The organism is Paraglaciecola sp. L3A3, assembly GCF_009796765.1.
In the GTDB taxonomy this organism is placed as follows: Bacteria; Pseudomonadota; Gammaproteobacteria; order Enterobacterales; family Alteromonadaceae; genus Paraglaciecola.
Genome location: NZ_CP047023.1, coordinates 1,446,467 through 1,459,700, shown reverse-complemented (window position 1 = coordinate 1,459,700; position 13,234 = coordinate 1,446,467). Strand labels below are relative to the sequence as shown.

Annotated in this window: 15 protein-coding genes and 1 other RNA gene; 9 read left to right on the top strand and 7 right to left on the bottom strand. The window is 38.4% G+C overall.

From position 1 onward, the window contains the following. Positions 1-119: 119 nt before the first annotated feature. The gene (locus GQR87_RS06065) at positions 120-953 is read right to left on the bottom strand and encodes a mechanosensitive ion channel family protein (protein WP_158967525.1); all 834 of its coding nucleotides are present in this window, start codon (positions 951-953) and stop codon (positions 120-122) included. A gap of 617 nt (positions 954-1,570) precedes the next feature. On the opposite strand from GQR87_RS06065, the gene GQR87_RS06060 reads away from it, so the two are divergent. Beyond that, positions 1,571-2,299, top strand: a complete 729-nt coding sequence (locus GQR87_RS06060) for a 16S rRNA (uracil(1498)-N(3))-methyltransferase (protein ID WP_158967523.1) — start codon at positions 1,571-1,573, stop codon at positions 2,297-2,299. 217 nt (positions 2,300-2,516) lie between these two features. Further along, positions 2,517-3,509: a glycoside hydrolase family protein gene (locus tag GQR87_RS06055; protein WP_158967521.1), complete on the top strand. Its 993-nt coding sequence runs from the start codon at positions 2,517-2,519 to the stop codon at positions 3,507-3,509. Positions 3,510-3,561: 52 nt separating this feature from the next. Here GQR87_RS06055 and ybaK read toward each other — a convergent pair whose 3' ends face one another. The 5 genes from ybaK to GQR87_RS06030 all read right to left on the bottom strand — a co-directional run bounded on the left by ybaK (position 3,562) and on the right by GQR87_RS06030 (position 7,594). After that, a complete protein-coding gene (gene ybaK / locus GQR87_RS06050) occupies positions 3,562-4,029 on the bottom strand; it encodes a Cys-tRNA(Pro) deacylase (RefSeq protein WP_158967519.1) in 468 nt (155 codons plus the stop codon). Between the two features lie 76 nt (positions 4,030-4,105). Continuing rightward, on the bottom strand, positions 4,106-4,369 hold the full coding sequence (locus GQR87_RS06045) for a hypothetical protein (RefSeq protein ID WP_158967517.1): 264 nt from the start codon (positions 4,367-4,369) through the stop codon (positions 4,106-4,108). 73 nt (positions 4,370-4,442) lie between these two features. Further along, positions 4,443-5,648, bottom strand: a complete 1,206-nt coding sequence (locus GQR87_RS06040) for an FAD-dependent oxidoreductase (RefSeq protein WP_158967515.1) — start codon at positions 5,646-5,648, stop codon at positions 4,443-4,445. Between the two features lie 2 nt (positions 5,649-5,650). Further along, on the bottom strand, positions 5,651-6,985 hold the full coding sequence (gene pepP, locus GQR87_RS06035; RefSeq protein WP_158967513.1) for a Xaa-Pro aminopeptidase: 1,335 nt from the start codon (positions 6,983-6,985) through the stop codon (positions 5,651-5,653). 39 nt (positions 6,986-7,024) lie between these two features. Then, the gene (locus GQR87_RS06030) at positions 7,025-7,594 is read right to left on the bottom strand and encodes a UPF0149 family protein (protein WP_158967511.1); all 570 of its coding nucleotides are present in this window, start codon (positions 7,592-7,594) and stop codon (positions 7,025-7,027) included. 236 nt (positions 7,595-7,830) lie between these two features. Here GQR87_RS06030 and ssrS point away from each other — a divergent pair. From ssrS to rpiA, 6 genes are all read left to right on the top strand, one after another. Then, a non-coding RNA gene (gene ssrS, locus GQR87_RS06025) (6S RNA) lies at positions 7,831-8,012 on the top strand. Between the two features lie 25 nt (positions 8,013-8,037). Next, positions 8,038-8,448, top strand: a complete 411-nt coding sequence (locus tag GQR87_RS06020; RefSeq protein ID WP_158967509.1) for a hypothetical protein — start codon at positions 8,038-8,040, stop codon at positions 8,446-8,448. A 165-nt stretch (positions 8,449-8,613) separates the two neighbouring features. Continuing rightward, the gene (locus GQR87_RS06015) at positions 8,614-9,507 is read left to right on the top strand and encodes a ribokinase (protein ID WP_158967507.1); all 894 of its coding nucleotides are present in this window, start codon (positions 8,614-8,616) and stop codon (positions 9,505-9,507) included. A gap of 38 nt (positions 9,508-9,545) precedes the next feature. Next, positions 9,546-10,487 (top strand): nucleoside hydrolase, encoded by a 942-nt coding sequence (locus GQR87_RS06010; protein ID WP_158967506.1) that lies wholly within the window; start codon positions 9,546-9,548, stop codon positions 10,485-10,487. A gap of 60 nt (positions 10,488-10,547) precedes the next feature. Continuing rightward, positions 10,548-11,150, top strand: a complete 603-nt coding sequence (locus GQR87_RS06005; RefSeq protein WP_158967504.1) for a 5-formyltetrahydrofolate cyclo-ligase — start codon at positions 10,548-10,550, stop codon at positions 11,148-11,150. A gap of 62 nt (positions 11,151-11,212) precedes the next feature. Next, positions 11,213-11,869, top strand: a complete 657-nt coding sequence (rpiA, locus tag GQR87_RS06000) for a ribose-5-phosphate isomerase RpiA (RefSeq protein WP_158967502.1) — start codon at positions 11,213-11,215, stop codon at positions 11,867-11,869. Positions 11,870-11,933: 64 nt separating this feature from the next. On the opposite strand, the gene dapF is transcribed toward rpiA, so the two are convergent. Continuing rightward, positions 11,934-12,758, bottom strand: coding sequence for a diaminopimelate epimerase (gene dapF / locus GQR87_RS05995; RefSeq protein WP_158967500.1), 825 nt, complete (start codon positions 12,756-12,758; stop codon positions 11,934-11,936). 281 nt (positions 12,759-13,039) lie between these two features. Here dapF and GQR87_RS05990 point away from each other — a divergent pair, with 281 nt between their 5' ends. After that, on the top strand, positions 13,040-13,216 hold the full coding sequence (locus GQR87_RS05990; RefSeq protein WP_158967498.1) for a DUF6435 family protein: 177 nt from the start codon (positions 13,040-13,042) through the stop codon (positions 13,214-13,216). The last annotated feature ends 18 nt before the right edge of the window (positions 13,217-13,234 follow it).

Sequence of the window (13,234 nt, the reverse complement as noted above, 5' to 3'; positions counted from 1 at the left end):
CTGGACTAGGCAGTGAAAGTATTGAAATGACCAACATCCTATATGCACCAAATGCCATATCACTTTCTAACAGGCAAAAAAAATGCCGCTAAATAGCGGCATTCTTAAAAAGTAAAAACTTACGCTTTAGCGTCGTCTTTATGAACATGTACATCCATTTGTGGGAATGGAATAGAAATACCTTCTTGGTCAAAGCGAAGTTTAACCGCTTCGTTAAAAGCAAACTTAACCGCCCAGAAATCAGCTGTAGCAGTCCAAGGTCTAACCACAAAGTTAACGCTGCTGTCAGCTAATTCAGCAACAGCAATTGTTACTGCAGGCTCTTTAAGAATACGCTCGTCAGCGTCAGCAATTTCTTTTAATACTTCTTTCGCTCTCTTAAGGTCTGCGTCATAACCAATACCAACTACCATGTCTACACGACGTGTATCTTTAGCAGAATAGTTAGTGATGTTGCCACCATAAATGGAGCCATTAGGAATTATCACTTCTTTGTTGTCACCAGTAGTCATAATAGTAGTAAAAATACTGATACTTTTAACTACACCAGCAGCACCACCAGCTTCTACGAAATCACCCGCTTTAAAAGGTTTAAATACTAATAACATCACACCTGCAGCAAAGTTTTGTAGAGATCCCTGTAAAGATAAACCAATAGCTAAACCGGCTGCACCTAAAATGGCCACCAAAGACGTAGTATCAACACCAAGTTGATCTAAGGCTGCAACAATAACGAATAACATTAATAATGCATTGGCTATCGCTTTAAGAAAATCAACCAACATGTCATCGTACTTAGATCTAGCTAATAGCTTACCTAATACATTGACTATGACACCAACTATCATTTTACCAATTACATAAATGATCAGTGCCATCAAAATGTTGATGCCCCATGGAATTACATAGGTATCCACTAATTGTGATATTTTATCTGCATCAAATTCAAACATTTTTACTCTCCATTAAATTAATTTCCGCTTACATATTACTACAGCATTTCAGGGACTCATAGTAAGTAATTTTTATCATAAAAACTATTAGACTATAGTTTCAAAAAACTTATATTCGTTTAATTAAATTGTCATATTTTACTGTTACTTTTTTCGGCGAAAGTTTGCTTAATCTATCAAATTCGACCATAGGTAGCTTGAGTATAAAAATTTTGCTGCTAACATAGGTGACGACCATTTATGGGTTACCTAATGTTTTTAAAGGAATTGAAAATGTTATTAGTATATTTATTAGTAATTGCAGTTGTATTGCTCCTAACTTTCGCTTTATCCAGAGAAACTGGGAAAAATACAAAATATGCTCGTAAAGGAACTAACGCCATAGTCCATAATCAAGCGATGCACACTCAACTGATATCAAATAAGATAAGTAGAGTGAATTAATAAAAATTTAAGTTAAAGCGGACCTGAACCATCCGCTTTCACTTAAATTAATTAATAACCAGCCTTAAAAATACTTAAATTACAAATAACAATCCCTACATTCGAAACAGTTTTCACTTTGTAATCATCACCTGAATTGATACCATCCTACAAAATTTTTTTGAGTCATTATTATGCGTATAATCCGGATCTATTACCCTCATGAGTTAGCAGTTGATAGCCAAGTCACTTTGACCGACGATGCCAGCAACCATTTAATTAACGTATTACGGGCTAAAGTGGATCAAGATATCGTTTTATTTAACGGTGACGGAAATGAATATAGCGCACACTTATCTGATATCAGCAAACGTAAAACTACCGCCTCAGTCGATTCAAAAATATCAATAAGTATTGAGTCACCATTATCTATTCATTTAGGTCAAGGTGTCTCACGTGGAGACCGGATGGAATGGGTGATTCAAAAGTCGGTAGAATTAGGCGTCAGCGAAATCACTCCCCTAATAACAGAACGTTGTGGGGTAAAGCTTAATCCACAACGATGGCTAAAAAAACATGAACAGTGGCAAAAGTTAATCATTTCAGCCTGTGAACAATGTGGCAGAAACGTATTACCTATACTACATCAGCCAACACTTTTGACAGATTGGATCCATCAATCGACTAGCCAGATAAGACTTACCCTGCACCCTAGAGCGGAACAAGCTTTTAGACATCTTGCCATACCACCTAAAGGTGCGAGATTATTAATTGGTCCAGAAGGTGGGTTTACAGATCAAGAAATTTACCAGACAGAACAAAATGGCTTTTATTGTGTGCAGTTAGGCCCAAGAGTTTTACGCACCGAAACAGCAGCGATTACGGCGATATCTGCATTACAAGCGATCCACGGTGACCTCTAATCTCGATTATCAACTGGTTGTCACAAGTTTAGGCTTGAGAACAATTTATATTAATCAAACTAGCTTAGAGAATATTTTTACTTTGCTACACATCGAAATTGATTCTATAATAGCCACAAAATAGATATATTGGATACCCTCTATGTTAAAAACAGTCATCTTTATCTGCCTCAGTTTTATCTTAACAAGCTGTAATCTCAGGTTAGCAAGCCTCCCTATGGATATGAATCAATTATTATTACCTGTTCCCAGTCATGCTAAATTTATCGATCCTGATTATTATATTTGGGGGGCTAGCATGGTTGAAGATGACCAAGGGCAATATCATTTATTTTATAGTCGCTGGCCAAAAGCTTATGGGCATAATGCTTGGTTAACACATTCTGAAATTGCTCACGCAGTAGCAGACTCCCCTACAGGCCCTTATAAACATCTAGATGTAGCATTACCTGCTAGAGGCCAAGAATATTGGGATGGATTAGATACTCATAATCCTACCGTGCACAAGTTTGGTGATAAATATTATTTATATTACATGGGCAACACTGGCGACGGTAAAATATCCAAAGGATTCAACTGGTCTCACAGAAACAATCAACGTATTGGGGTGGCAGTAGCCAATCATCCAAATGGCCCTTGGAAACGCTCAGATAAACCACTTATCGATATAAGCAGTAACAAGGATGCCCATGATGCATTGATGGTCAGTAACCCTTCTATTGCTCAACGTGCAGACGGAAAATTTGTTTTAGTTTACAAAGCAGTAGGTAAACAAAAAGCACTACCTGGTGGTGGCCCAGTGGTACATTTAGTCGCATTATCAGATAATCCAGATAAAGATTTTGTTAAACAAGCGAATCCAGTTTTTACTAAGCCTGGCGAAGCCTTTCCGGCTGAAGACCCCTATATATGGTCTCAAGACAGCCAGCTATGGGCCATAGTTAAAGATATGCATGGCGCTTTTTCTGAAGTAGGACAATCATTAGTCTTATTTGAATCTACCGACGGGCTAGATTGGCATGTAGCGACAAATCCTTTGGTGTCTAAGTTACAAATAAATTGGCGCGCCACGGGGATACATAAAGTAGCACATTTAGAAAGGCCACAATTATGGCTAAAAGATGGTGTCCCTAAAGTATTGTTTGCAGCCGCAGATGAAAATAGAGAACACTCATTTAATGTACACATTCCTCTGGCTGCAAAGAAATAACATAAGGTACTAACATTAATTGACCTGAGCTCGGGGGAAAACCGAACTCAGCTTAACTTATAATTTGTACTACTTTAGCTTGAGTAGCCAAGGCTAAGTCTTGGCTACTCAATTCTATTTCTAAACCTCTTTTACCGGCACTCACATAAATAGTTTGTTCTTGCTCAGCTGAAGCATCAATCACCGTTTTTAAACGTTTTTTTTGTCCTAAAGGGCTCACCCCACCTAACACATATCCAGTTGATCTTTGCACTTCTAGTTTATCTGCCATTTCAGCTTTTTTAGCTGATAAGGCTTTAGCAATTAATTTCATGCTGAGCATTTTATCTACAGGTAGTACTGCCACTGCCAGAGCACCAGAGTCTAATTTCACCACTAAGGTTTTAAACACTCGTTGTGCTGCAACATTAAGTTTCTCTGCTGCTTCCAAGCCAAACGAGGCATGATTTTCATCATGCTCATAACTATGTATCTGGTGTTTTATTTTTAGTTTTTTAAGAGTATTAATCGCTGGTGTCATATCACAAATTTCATTATGGTTAGGCTATTAATTTTATCCATCTTGAACTGTTAGCTTACTTAAATGATGTGCTTAACTACTGACAATACTTTTGGATCCTTTTAGTCACTAAGTTTATTTGTGCAATATTTTTAGAAGCTTCAGCTTCAACTAAATCTAACTTAGCATCCTGACATTTTATTTTTCTCATTTTATTTAACTCTTGCATCTCATGAGAAATTTTTTCTTTGCTGTCAGCTTCTTGTGACTCACTTGCATGCTCTTCAGTAGAGGGCCCATAATTGAAGCTGCAGCTCGATGCTAAACCACAAAAAAACAAACTTACTATTAATTTTCGCATTTTGATCCTATTTGAGTATTTTATTAGGCATTTGCCTAATTGCTAGTGTAAGGGGAATACCCGCTATGGAATACTATTTTTTAGCTAATTTAGGCAATTCACCAGCTAAACCCATAGCTTGCTTAATAATTGACTGTTTCACCATAGGTATTTGATTAACCGCAGCTAAACCAATATCTCGAAATAGTTTTTTTACTGGCTTTTCACCAGCAAACAAACGTTTAAATCCTTCCATTGCCGCTATCATTTTTACCGCTTCAGTTTTGCGCCAGCGTTCAAAAGGGCGTAAATTTTTAGCTAAACCAAAATCTTTATCTTGTGACACTAATTTATTGATTTGTTCTGCTAAGGCGGCCGCATCTAAAATTCCCAAATTGGCCCCCTGCCCGGCCAGAGGATGAAGAGTATGAGCCGCATCACCAACTATAACCACTCTATCATCAAGCCATTGTCGGCTGTAGCGCATTTTTAGTGGATAAGCTTGCTTTTCACTGACTAATTCACAAAGACCTAATTGCCCATCGAAAGCAACCGTTAGCGCCTTTTCAAATTCAGCCTTGTCTAAAGCCATTAACTCAGCAGATATAGGTTCATCTTGCGACCACACAATAGAGCAATAATGCCCATCCCATAATGGTAAAAATGCTAATGGCCCTGAAGCAGTAAAAACTTGCCTAGCAATATTTTGATGGGGCAGCTCTGTTTTAATGGTTGCGACTATGGCGTGTTGCTCATAATCCCAAAATGTTTCGACTAAGTTTGCTTGTTTTTTAACTAAAGAATTCGCCCCATCTGCACCGATTACCAACCTAGCGGTAAGATGGCTTCCATCATTTAAGGTAATAAAACATTCTTGTTGACCGAATACTAAGTTTTCTATTTTTTTCGGCGCTAATAACTGAATAAAGCTAGACTGTTCTGCCTGTAACCACAAAGCGTGACGGATACTTTGATTTTCTAGAATATAGCCTAATTCGTTACTCTCAACTTTTGCTGATTTAAAATCAATATTGGCAAAACTATCTTGATCCCAAACATACATATCAAGATAACGGCTCATTCGAGAAGGGTCTAAATGTTGCCAAGCTCCAATATTTTGCAACACAGTTTGTGTGGCAACAGTCAGAGCACTAACTCTAAGTTGCGGCTCTCCACTTGGCATATTTTCACTGACATGGCTTTCTACTACCGCGACTGATAAACCACTTTCTTGCAAAGCTAAAGCTTGAGTCAAGCCCACTACACCACCACCAACAATGACTATATCTACGCTTTGCATTATTAACTCTCGCAATTAGTTTGATTAGTGCTTTGCATTAAATCTTCAATTTCTGCAATAGTTTTTGGGCAGGCCTGAGTTAGGTTTTCGTAGCCTGTTTCAGTGACATGTAAATTATCTTCAATTCGAATCCCAATGCCTTGCCATTTTTCAGCGACTGTGGCATCAGGAGCAATATAGATACCCGGTTCAATGGTTAATACCATACCTGGTTGTAACGGCCTTTCCTGCCCATCTATTTTATAAATGCCCACATCATGCACATCTAAACCAAGCCAATGCCCTAAGCCATGCATAAAAAACTGGCGATAAGTTTGCCGGCGAATATTATCGTCTAACTCACCCTGTAAAATAGCAAGATCAAGTAAACCTTGAGTAATGATTCGAACGGCTAAATCAGTGGCTTGCTTTAGTGTATTACCAGGTTTTATCAACTCAAAAGAGGCCAGTTGTGCATCTAAGACTAACTGATAAAGTTGAGCTTGAGCTTGGGTGAACTTCCCAGAAACAGGGAAGGTGCGAGTAATATCAGCAGCATAACCTTGTAATTCACAACCCGCGTCTATTAATACTAAGTCGCCGTTTTTGAGTACTTGATTATTTTCTGTGTAATGTAAAATACAAGCATTATCACCACTGCCAACTATAGTGCCATAAGCGGGGTTTTTAGCCCCTTGCATGGCAAATTCGTGATGAATTTCAGCTTCTAAGTGATATTCATTTTTACCATCTTCAGCAAATAACATGGCACGTTTGTGGGCATCAATAGAAATAGCTGCGGCTTGGCGCATAATGTCTAACTCGGCTGGTGATTTTATCAAACGCATTTCATCTAAAATAGTTCTTACATCAATCAGAGTATTAGGCGGCAACATGCTTTGTTTTGGCGCTTCACGCAAAGATTGCATTAAAGAAAAAACCATTTCGTCTGCTTCGTCATTGTGGCCCTGAGCAAAATACAGATTGTCATGGCCATCTAACAAATCTAAAAGTTTTTCTTCTAATTCATCTAGAGCAAAGGCCATATCAATAACAAATTGTCTTTTTGCTTGTTTGGGTCCATATCTGCGCCCTTGCCACACTTCAGCAAGAGGGTCTTTGTCTAAACAAAACAAGACAGACAAACTCTTTTTATAATTAGGGTGGTTAGATAAAACTAACCAAGCTTGGGGTTCAGGGAAACCGCACAAATATTGAAAATAACTATCTTGACGGAAAGTATATTCAGTATCTCTACTGCGAGTGACATGATCAGCCGCAGGAATCAAACAAATACTATTAGCTTGCATAGATTGCAATAACTGCTCTCTACGCTGATAAAATTGGGTATTAGGCATGGTCGGTCAATATACTCGTAACTAAACTGTTAAAACACATTAATGAACAATTTTAGGTTCACTTTGTTGCTGCTCTGGAGATTTACCTAATTCGTTGAAGCACAACATGGCCGTCATACGTACATATTCCATGACTTCAAATAAAGCTTGTTCAGACTCTTCATTTTCAGGCATTTCATCGTCCATACGGGCAATTTCAGCAAAATCTTCTAGCGCTTCTTTTACATCTTCTGAACAACCAGTCAAATCGGCTTGATGCAAACCAAATCCCAGCATAAAGCCTTGCACCCAATTTAATAAGGCTTGACCCCGTTCATTTATAGGCGCGGAATCTTCAGGTAAACAAAGTACCAGCGAAAAATCACTTTCCACCAATTGCTGACAAGTCGCGTCATATAATTCATTAAAAGCAGTTTGTACTTCCTTAGAAAACACCTCACCTTGATGAATAAAATCAGATAGAGGTTCTAACCAATCTTGACATTCAAGGGGCATGCCTCCACCTAACATGCCACAAAACATGCCTTGCACTTCGGCCGCACTGGTTAATACATTATTGCGTTCTAATAACGCGGTTAAATTATCAAAAAGATTACTTGAAGTATTCACTGGATTCTCTCAATTCGTTGATTTCATAATGCTAACATTGTCCTTTGTGGATACCAAACCTCAAACCACTCGATTATTTTTATAAATGAAAAATAAATCATTCGTATATACCTCAACCTATTGATATATGGTATGTACTGGATAATCCTAGTATATCAAGTGGGATAAGGTTTATAATGTTGTTGATTTTACACTCTTGGATATAATTGAATATTTGAGTATAAGATCAGTTTCTATGCCTCCTGGAATGTTTGCCAGTTTAGGAATGTCCCTGGCCGATGCTTTTTACCTAGGAAGTTGATTCCACTACTATTGTGCAAGCTCGGCTAGTATCGAGAAGCCTAAGGTAGTGATGATACTTCCGCCCTGAACTTTCGGTTCACGGGCGATCACTAGACAGCGGCATTTTGGGAGGCACCTAATAAGCAAAATGGATTGTACACATGAGTCAAGAAGAACGTATAAAATTACTAGGAAAAGACGTTATCGAAACTCTTTCACCTTTAGTAAAATGGAAGTATGACGATTTTCATAAGGTCATGTTAGCTGAGTTTTCAGTCGATAAAGAAGACCAAGTTTTATTCAGTTTAAAACAAGTTTTGCCTAATTTCTGGGATACTAAAAGTATTAAAAAAGCCCCTGAAGAAGTCAAACATTTCGCAGGTTCATTTAGTAAACTCATTAGACAACAAAAACTATTCAGTGCTGATATTGAATCTCATCCACAAATTATGTTGGCTTGGTGGCCTTGGGGTCATGGTGCAACCATCTCAGTCAGAATATTCCTAACCAATACCGCTCCTTTTGTTGCCAAACAAGGTCTTTTACAAAAACTTAGTAATTTATTTGCCTGATAATTAACGTCCTTCCCCTACTATTTGCTATAAATAGTCACAATTTTTTATATTCTGAATTTGGCTTATCTTTAAACTAGACCAAATGGTCTGTTTTATACCGACACATTATCGGCTAGACTAGCTAAAACTTCTTTATTACTTATTTATTAAGGGCACCATTTTATGGCCATTATTAATTTTGGTTCAATTAATATCGATCACGTATACCAAGTTGAACATTTTGTGCAACCCGGAGAAACTATTGCTTCTACAGATTACCAGCAACTCTTAGGTGGTAAAGGCGCCAATCAGTCGATTGCTTTGGCTCGAGCTGGCGCAGAAGTATTTCATGTCGGTAAAATCAATGAAAACGATTCAGCCTTTAAACAAGTGTTGATCCGTGACGGTATTAACTGCAAATATGTTGAATGTACTGCAACAGCTTCTGGTCATGCCATTATTCAAGTTACCCCTACCGCAGAAAATGCCATTGTCTTATTTGGTGGTGCAAACCAAGAAATAACCACTAAAGATGTCATGTCTGCATTAGACAATGCTAAACCAGCAGATTGGGTATTAACTCAAAATGAGACCAGCTCTGTAGACCAAGTATTAAAGCAAGCCAAAGAAAAAGGCTTAAAAGTCGCTTTTAATCCAGCTCCCATGTCTGATTCAGTGAAAAACCTTCCCCATGACTGTATTGATTTATTAATTGTCAACGAGGTTGAAGCTGAAGAAATTTCAGGACAGCAAGACTTAGATAAAATGGAAGCATATTTCCGTAAAAATTGGCCTGAAGCCGAAATTTTGATCACTATGGGGAAAGCCGGTGTCCGTATGGTGAAAAAAACAGAAACCATTAATGTCTCTTCATTTCTAGTAGAAGCGGTAGACACGACAGCTGCCGGTGATACTTTTATAGGTTATTTTTTATCAGCCTATAGTTCGCACAGTGATTCTAAAAAGGCTTTAATAAAAGCCTGTGCAGCGTCAGCATTAGCAGTAATGAAAGAAGGCGCTGCCCAATCTATTCCAACCAATGAAGCGGTAAATCGTTTTCTTGCCAAACATAGTTAAATATTAAGCTAAGCACTAAATTTTAGAGGATAAACCTAATGACACATAAAATTATTATCGACACTGATCCTGGCATTGATGACGCTATGGCGATATTTTTTGCCTTTCAAAGACCAGAACTAGAAGTGTTAGGTCTAACTACAGTTTATGGCAATGTGCCAGTTGAAATGGCAGCGAAAAATGCAATAACACTGTGCGCTCTAGCTGAAAAAGATATTCCTGTCTGTAAAGGTGTGGCACGCCCATGGGTGGGTCCTGAATCTAACTACGCTCACTTTGTGCATGGTGACGATGGCTTTGGCAATATCAATTTTCCCGCCGCTAAGGGGGAACTAGATCCCCGTAGTTCCGCACAATTTATTGTCGATATGGCGAGAAAACACCCAGGTGAAGTGACCATAGTCGCCATTGGACCACTAGGTAATTTAGCTTTAGCCCTAAGATTAGAGCCTGAATTGCCTAAATTAGTGAAAGCCGTTTCGATTATGGGCGGTGCGGCTTTTGTACCTGGTAATGTGACTCCCGTTGCCGAAGCAAACATTTGGAATGATGCTTACGCGGCTGAAATAGTATTTGCTGCCGATTGGGAGTTAAATATGTTTGGTCTTGATGTGACTAACTCTTGCCCATTCTCTCCTGAATTTTTGCAGACTCTGCAACAAGTTAATCCTAAATTAGGTGGTTTTGTGCATGATGCAGCCCAGTTTTATGTAGAGTTCTATTCACAAAATCGAGAAGAAGATGTGTGTTTCTTCCACGATGCTATGCCTCTTGCCCATATATTAGAGCCAAGCTTATTTGAACTTCAAAAAGGCCATGCAAGAGTATCAACCGATCCACTCAATATAGGTCAAACATCTATAGCCTTACCTAATACAACTACCAGCCCAGATTGGTTAAACGCTCAACAAATCAATGTGGCGACTAAAGTCAATAATGAAAAGTTAACTCAATTTTATATCGATTCTTATAAATTGTAATTTAACCGGCTTGTGTAACTATGCATAGTTGCACAAGCCAAATCAGCTAAAACATCGAACATGATAAATTCTATCCCCAAAAACCATCGTCAGGAATTACGCCAATTTTATCGTCAACAGCGGAAACAACTGACAGCTGAGAAACAACAATCAGCAGCCCAAATGTGTTTACAAGTTTTTTTGCAAAATATTGATTTAACACATATTAAAACTGTCGCCTATTATTTGGCCAACGATGGTGAACTCGATCCTCAAGCAATGATTCAGTTTTGTTGGCAGCACAATATTCAAGTATTACTACCAGTGTTAGATCCCAAGCGAAAGGGTCACTTAGTCTTTGTCAATTATCAAGCCAGCAGCCCTATGCAAACCAATATCTATGGTATCGCCGAACCTATTGCCAGCGAACAGAATATTGTTGAACTTGCCGATATAGACTTGATTTTCACCCCATTAGTTGCCTTTGATATAAAAGGAAACCGATTAGGAATGGGCGGCGGATATTATGATCGAACACTGGCGCCCATTCGGCAGAAGCAGCTGAAAACACAATTAATCGGTTTAGCTCACGATTGCCAAAAAAGTGAAAAACTGCCCATAGATGGTTGGGATATCCCACTCAATGCCATCACCACACCCACACAATTTTTTAAGATTGCTTGACTGCTTTATTCACATTTGGGTTACACTAGAGCGATAAGTTTTCTAGGGATAATCTGGTAATTATGACTCAAGACGATAAGAAAAAAGCAGCTGCCGAAGCAGCAATCAAATATATAGAGCGTGATTCAATTGTAGGTGTAGGCACAGGCTCCACTGTTGTACATTTTATCAATGCTTTGGCTAACATCAAAAACGATATAGCGGGGGCGGTATCTAGCTCAGAAGATTCCAGCAAACGACTAAAGGCCTTAGGCATAGAAGTATTTGATTTAAATTCAGTGAATAATCTGGATGTTTATGTCGATGGGGCTGACGAAATCACGCAACATAAACACATGATAAAAGGTGGTGGTGCCGCTCTTACCCGAGAAAAAATCATTGCTGCTGTAGCCAAACAATTCATTTGTATTATTGATGACAGCAAACAAGTACCTATGTTGGGAAGTTTCCCACTGCCAGTAGAAGTGATCCCTATGGCCCGCTCTTACGTGGCCAGAGAAATCCTTAAATTAGGCGGAGATCCAGTCTACCGTCAAGGTGTCACCACAGATAATGGTAATGTTATATTAGATGTACATAACTTAACCATACTTAACCCTGTTGAGCTTGAAGAGCAACTTAATGCTATTGTCGGGGTCGTGACCAACGGACTATTCGCCCATCGTGGTGCAGATATTGTTTTGGTGGGAACAGAACAAGGTGTGAATACCATTAATTAAGTGAAATTACCGCAGAGCAACTCTGCGGTATAAGTTTTTGGTTTCTATTAGCGTCACTTTTGTTTTAGAGCAATGCCTCTAACGCGAGTTCTCCCTCGCCTATTTTACAAACGGCCCCTTGCATAGTGGCGAATAACTGCTCATCTAAACTGATTTTTATTTCCCCTCCTGGCATGTTCACAGAAATATTTGCATCACACAGACCTAAACCAAAAGCCACACCTGCTGACGCTGTACTACTGCTGCCTGAAGCCAAAGTATAACCTGCACCACGCTCCCAAATTTCTATTTGAATGGTATTTCGATCAATGACTTTTAAAAACTGTACATTGGTACGATTTTCAAAACGACTATCGTTTTCGATAACAGAACCAAATTCATAAGCCAATTTTGCACTGAGTTGTTCTACAGGGATCACAAAATGAGGGTTGCCTACACTTGCTCTGTAGCCTTCAAATGTTTTATCAGCAACTTGAATGGATTCTTTTTGTATCGCTAACGAGTGATCTTCACCATGGGTATATCTAACTTTGCCCATATCCACAGTGACACTTTTTCCTTGCTCATGTACGGTTGCTTTCACCTGACCACCTTTGGTTTCTATGGTAAATGCTTGATGAGATACCAACTGGCAGTCCCATAAATATCGAGAAAATATACGCAAGCCATTCCCGCTTTTTTCAGCTTCACTACCATCAGGATTAAAAATACGTAATTTAAAATCACTATTGCTGCTTTTTTCAGGCCCGTACAACACGCCGTCTGAACCAATCCCATAATGGCGATCACAGATTGTTTTGATTTCGGATTCGGTAATTTGCTGATCTAAGTCTTTTGGATCGACCACAATATAGTCGTTACCCAAGGCATGATATTTAGTAAATTTCATTTTTCTCTAATTAATAATGTTAGGCTCAAAGCCTAAATAAATTTGATGGCGAATTTTAATAAATTCCAAAAAAATCACTAATATTTATTAAGCTTTTATTATAACTAAGGAATAATTTTCACTAATCAGTTTACTTTTGTTATACATGTAGTGCTTTTCTACTGTGAATATGGGTGACGTTTGCATAACTGCTAGACAAATAATAATAATTATCTCGTCTAACTGATCGTAAAAGTCATAAAATGAGTATACATACCCATCAATAACCATTAGGAATTATTATGTTTGGTCTGTTTAATTCAAACCCCACTAAAAAATTACGAAAACTATATGACAGTAAATCAACCCAGGCTATGCTAGCTCAGCGCAAAGGCGATATTAAGAGTTATTCATTGTTAACCGCTGAAGCGGAAACAATTTGGAAAGAAATAGAACAACTTGAAGCCAATAAAAAATAACATTTAATCAAAATTCAC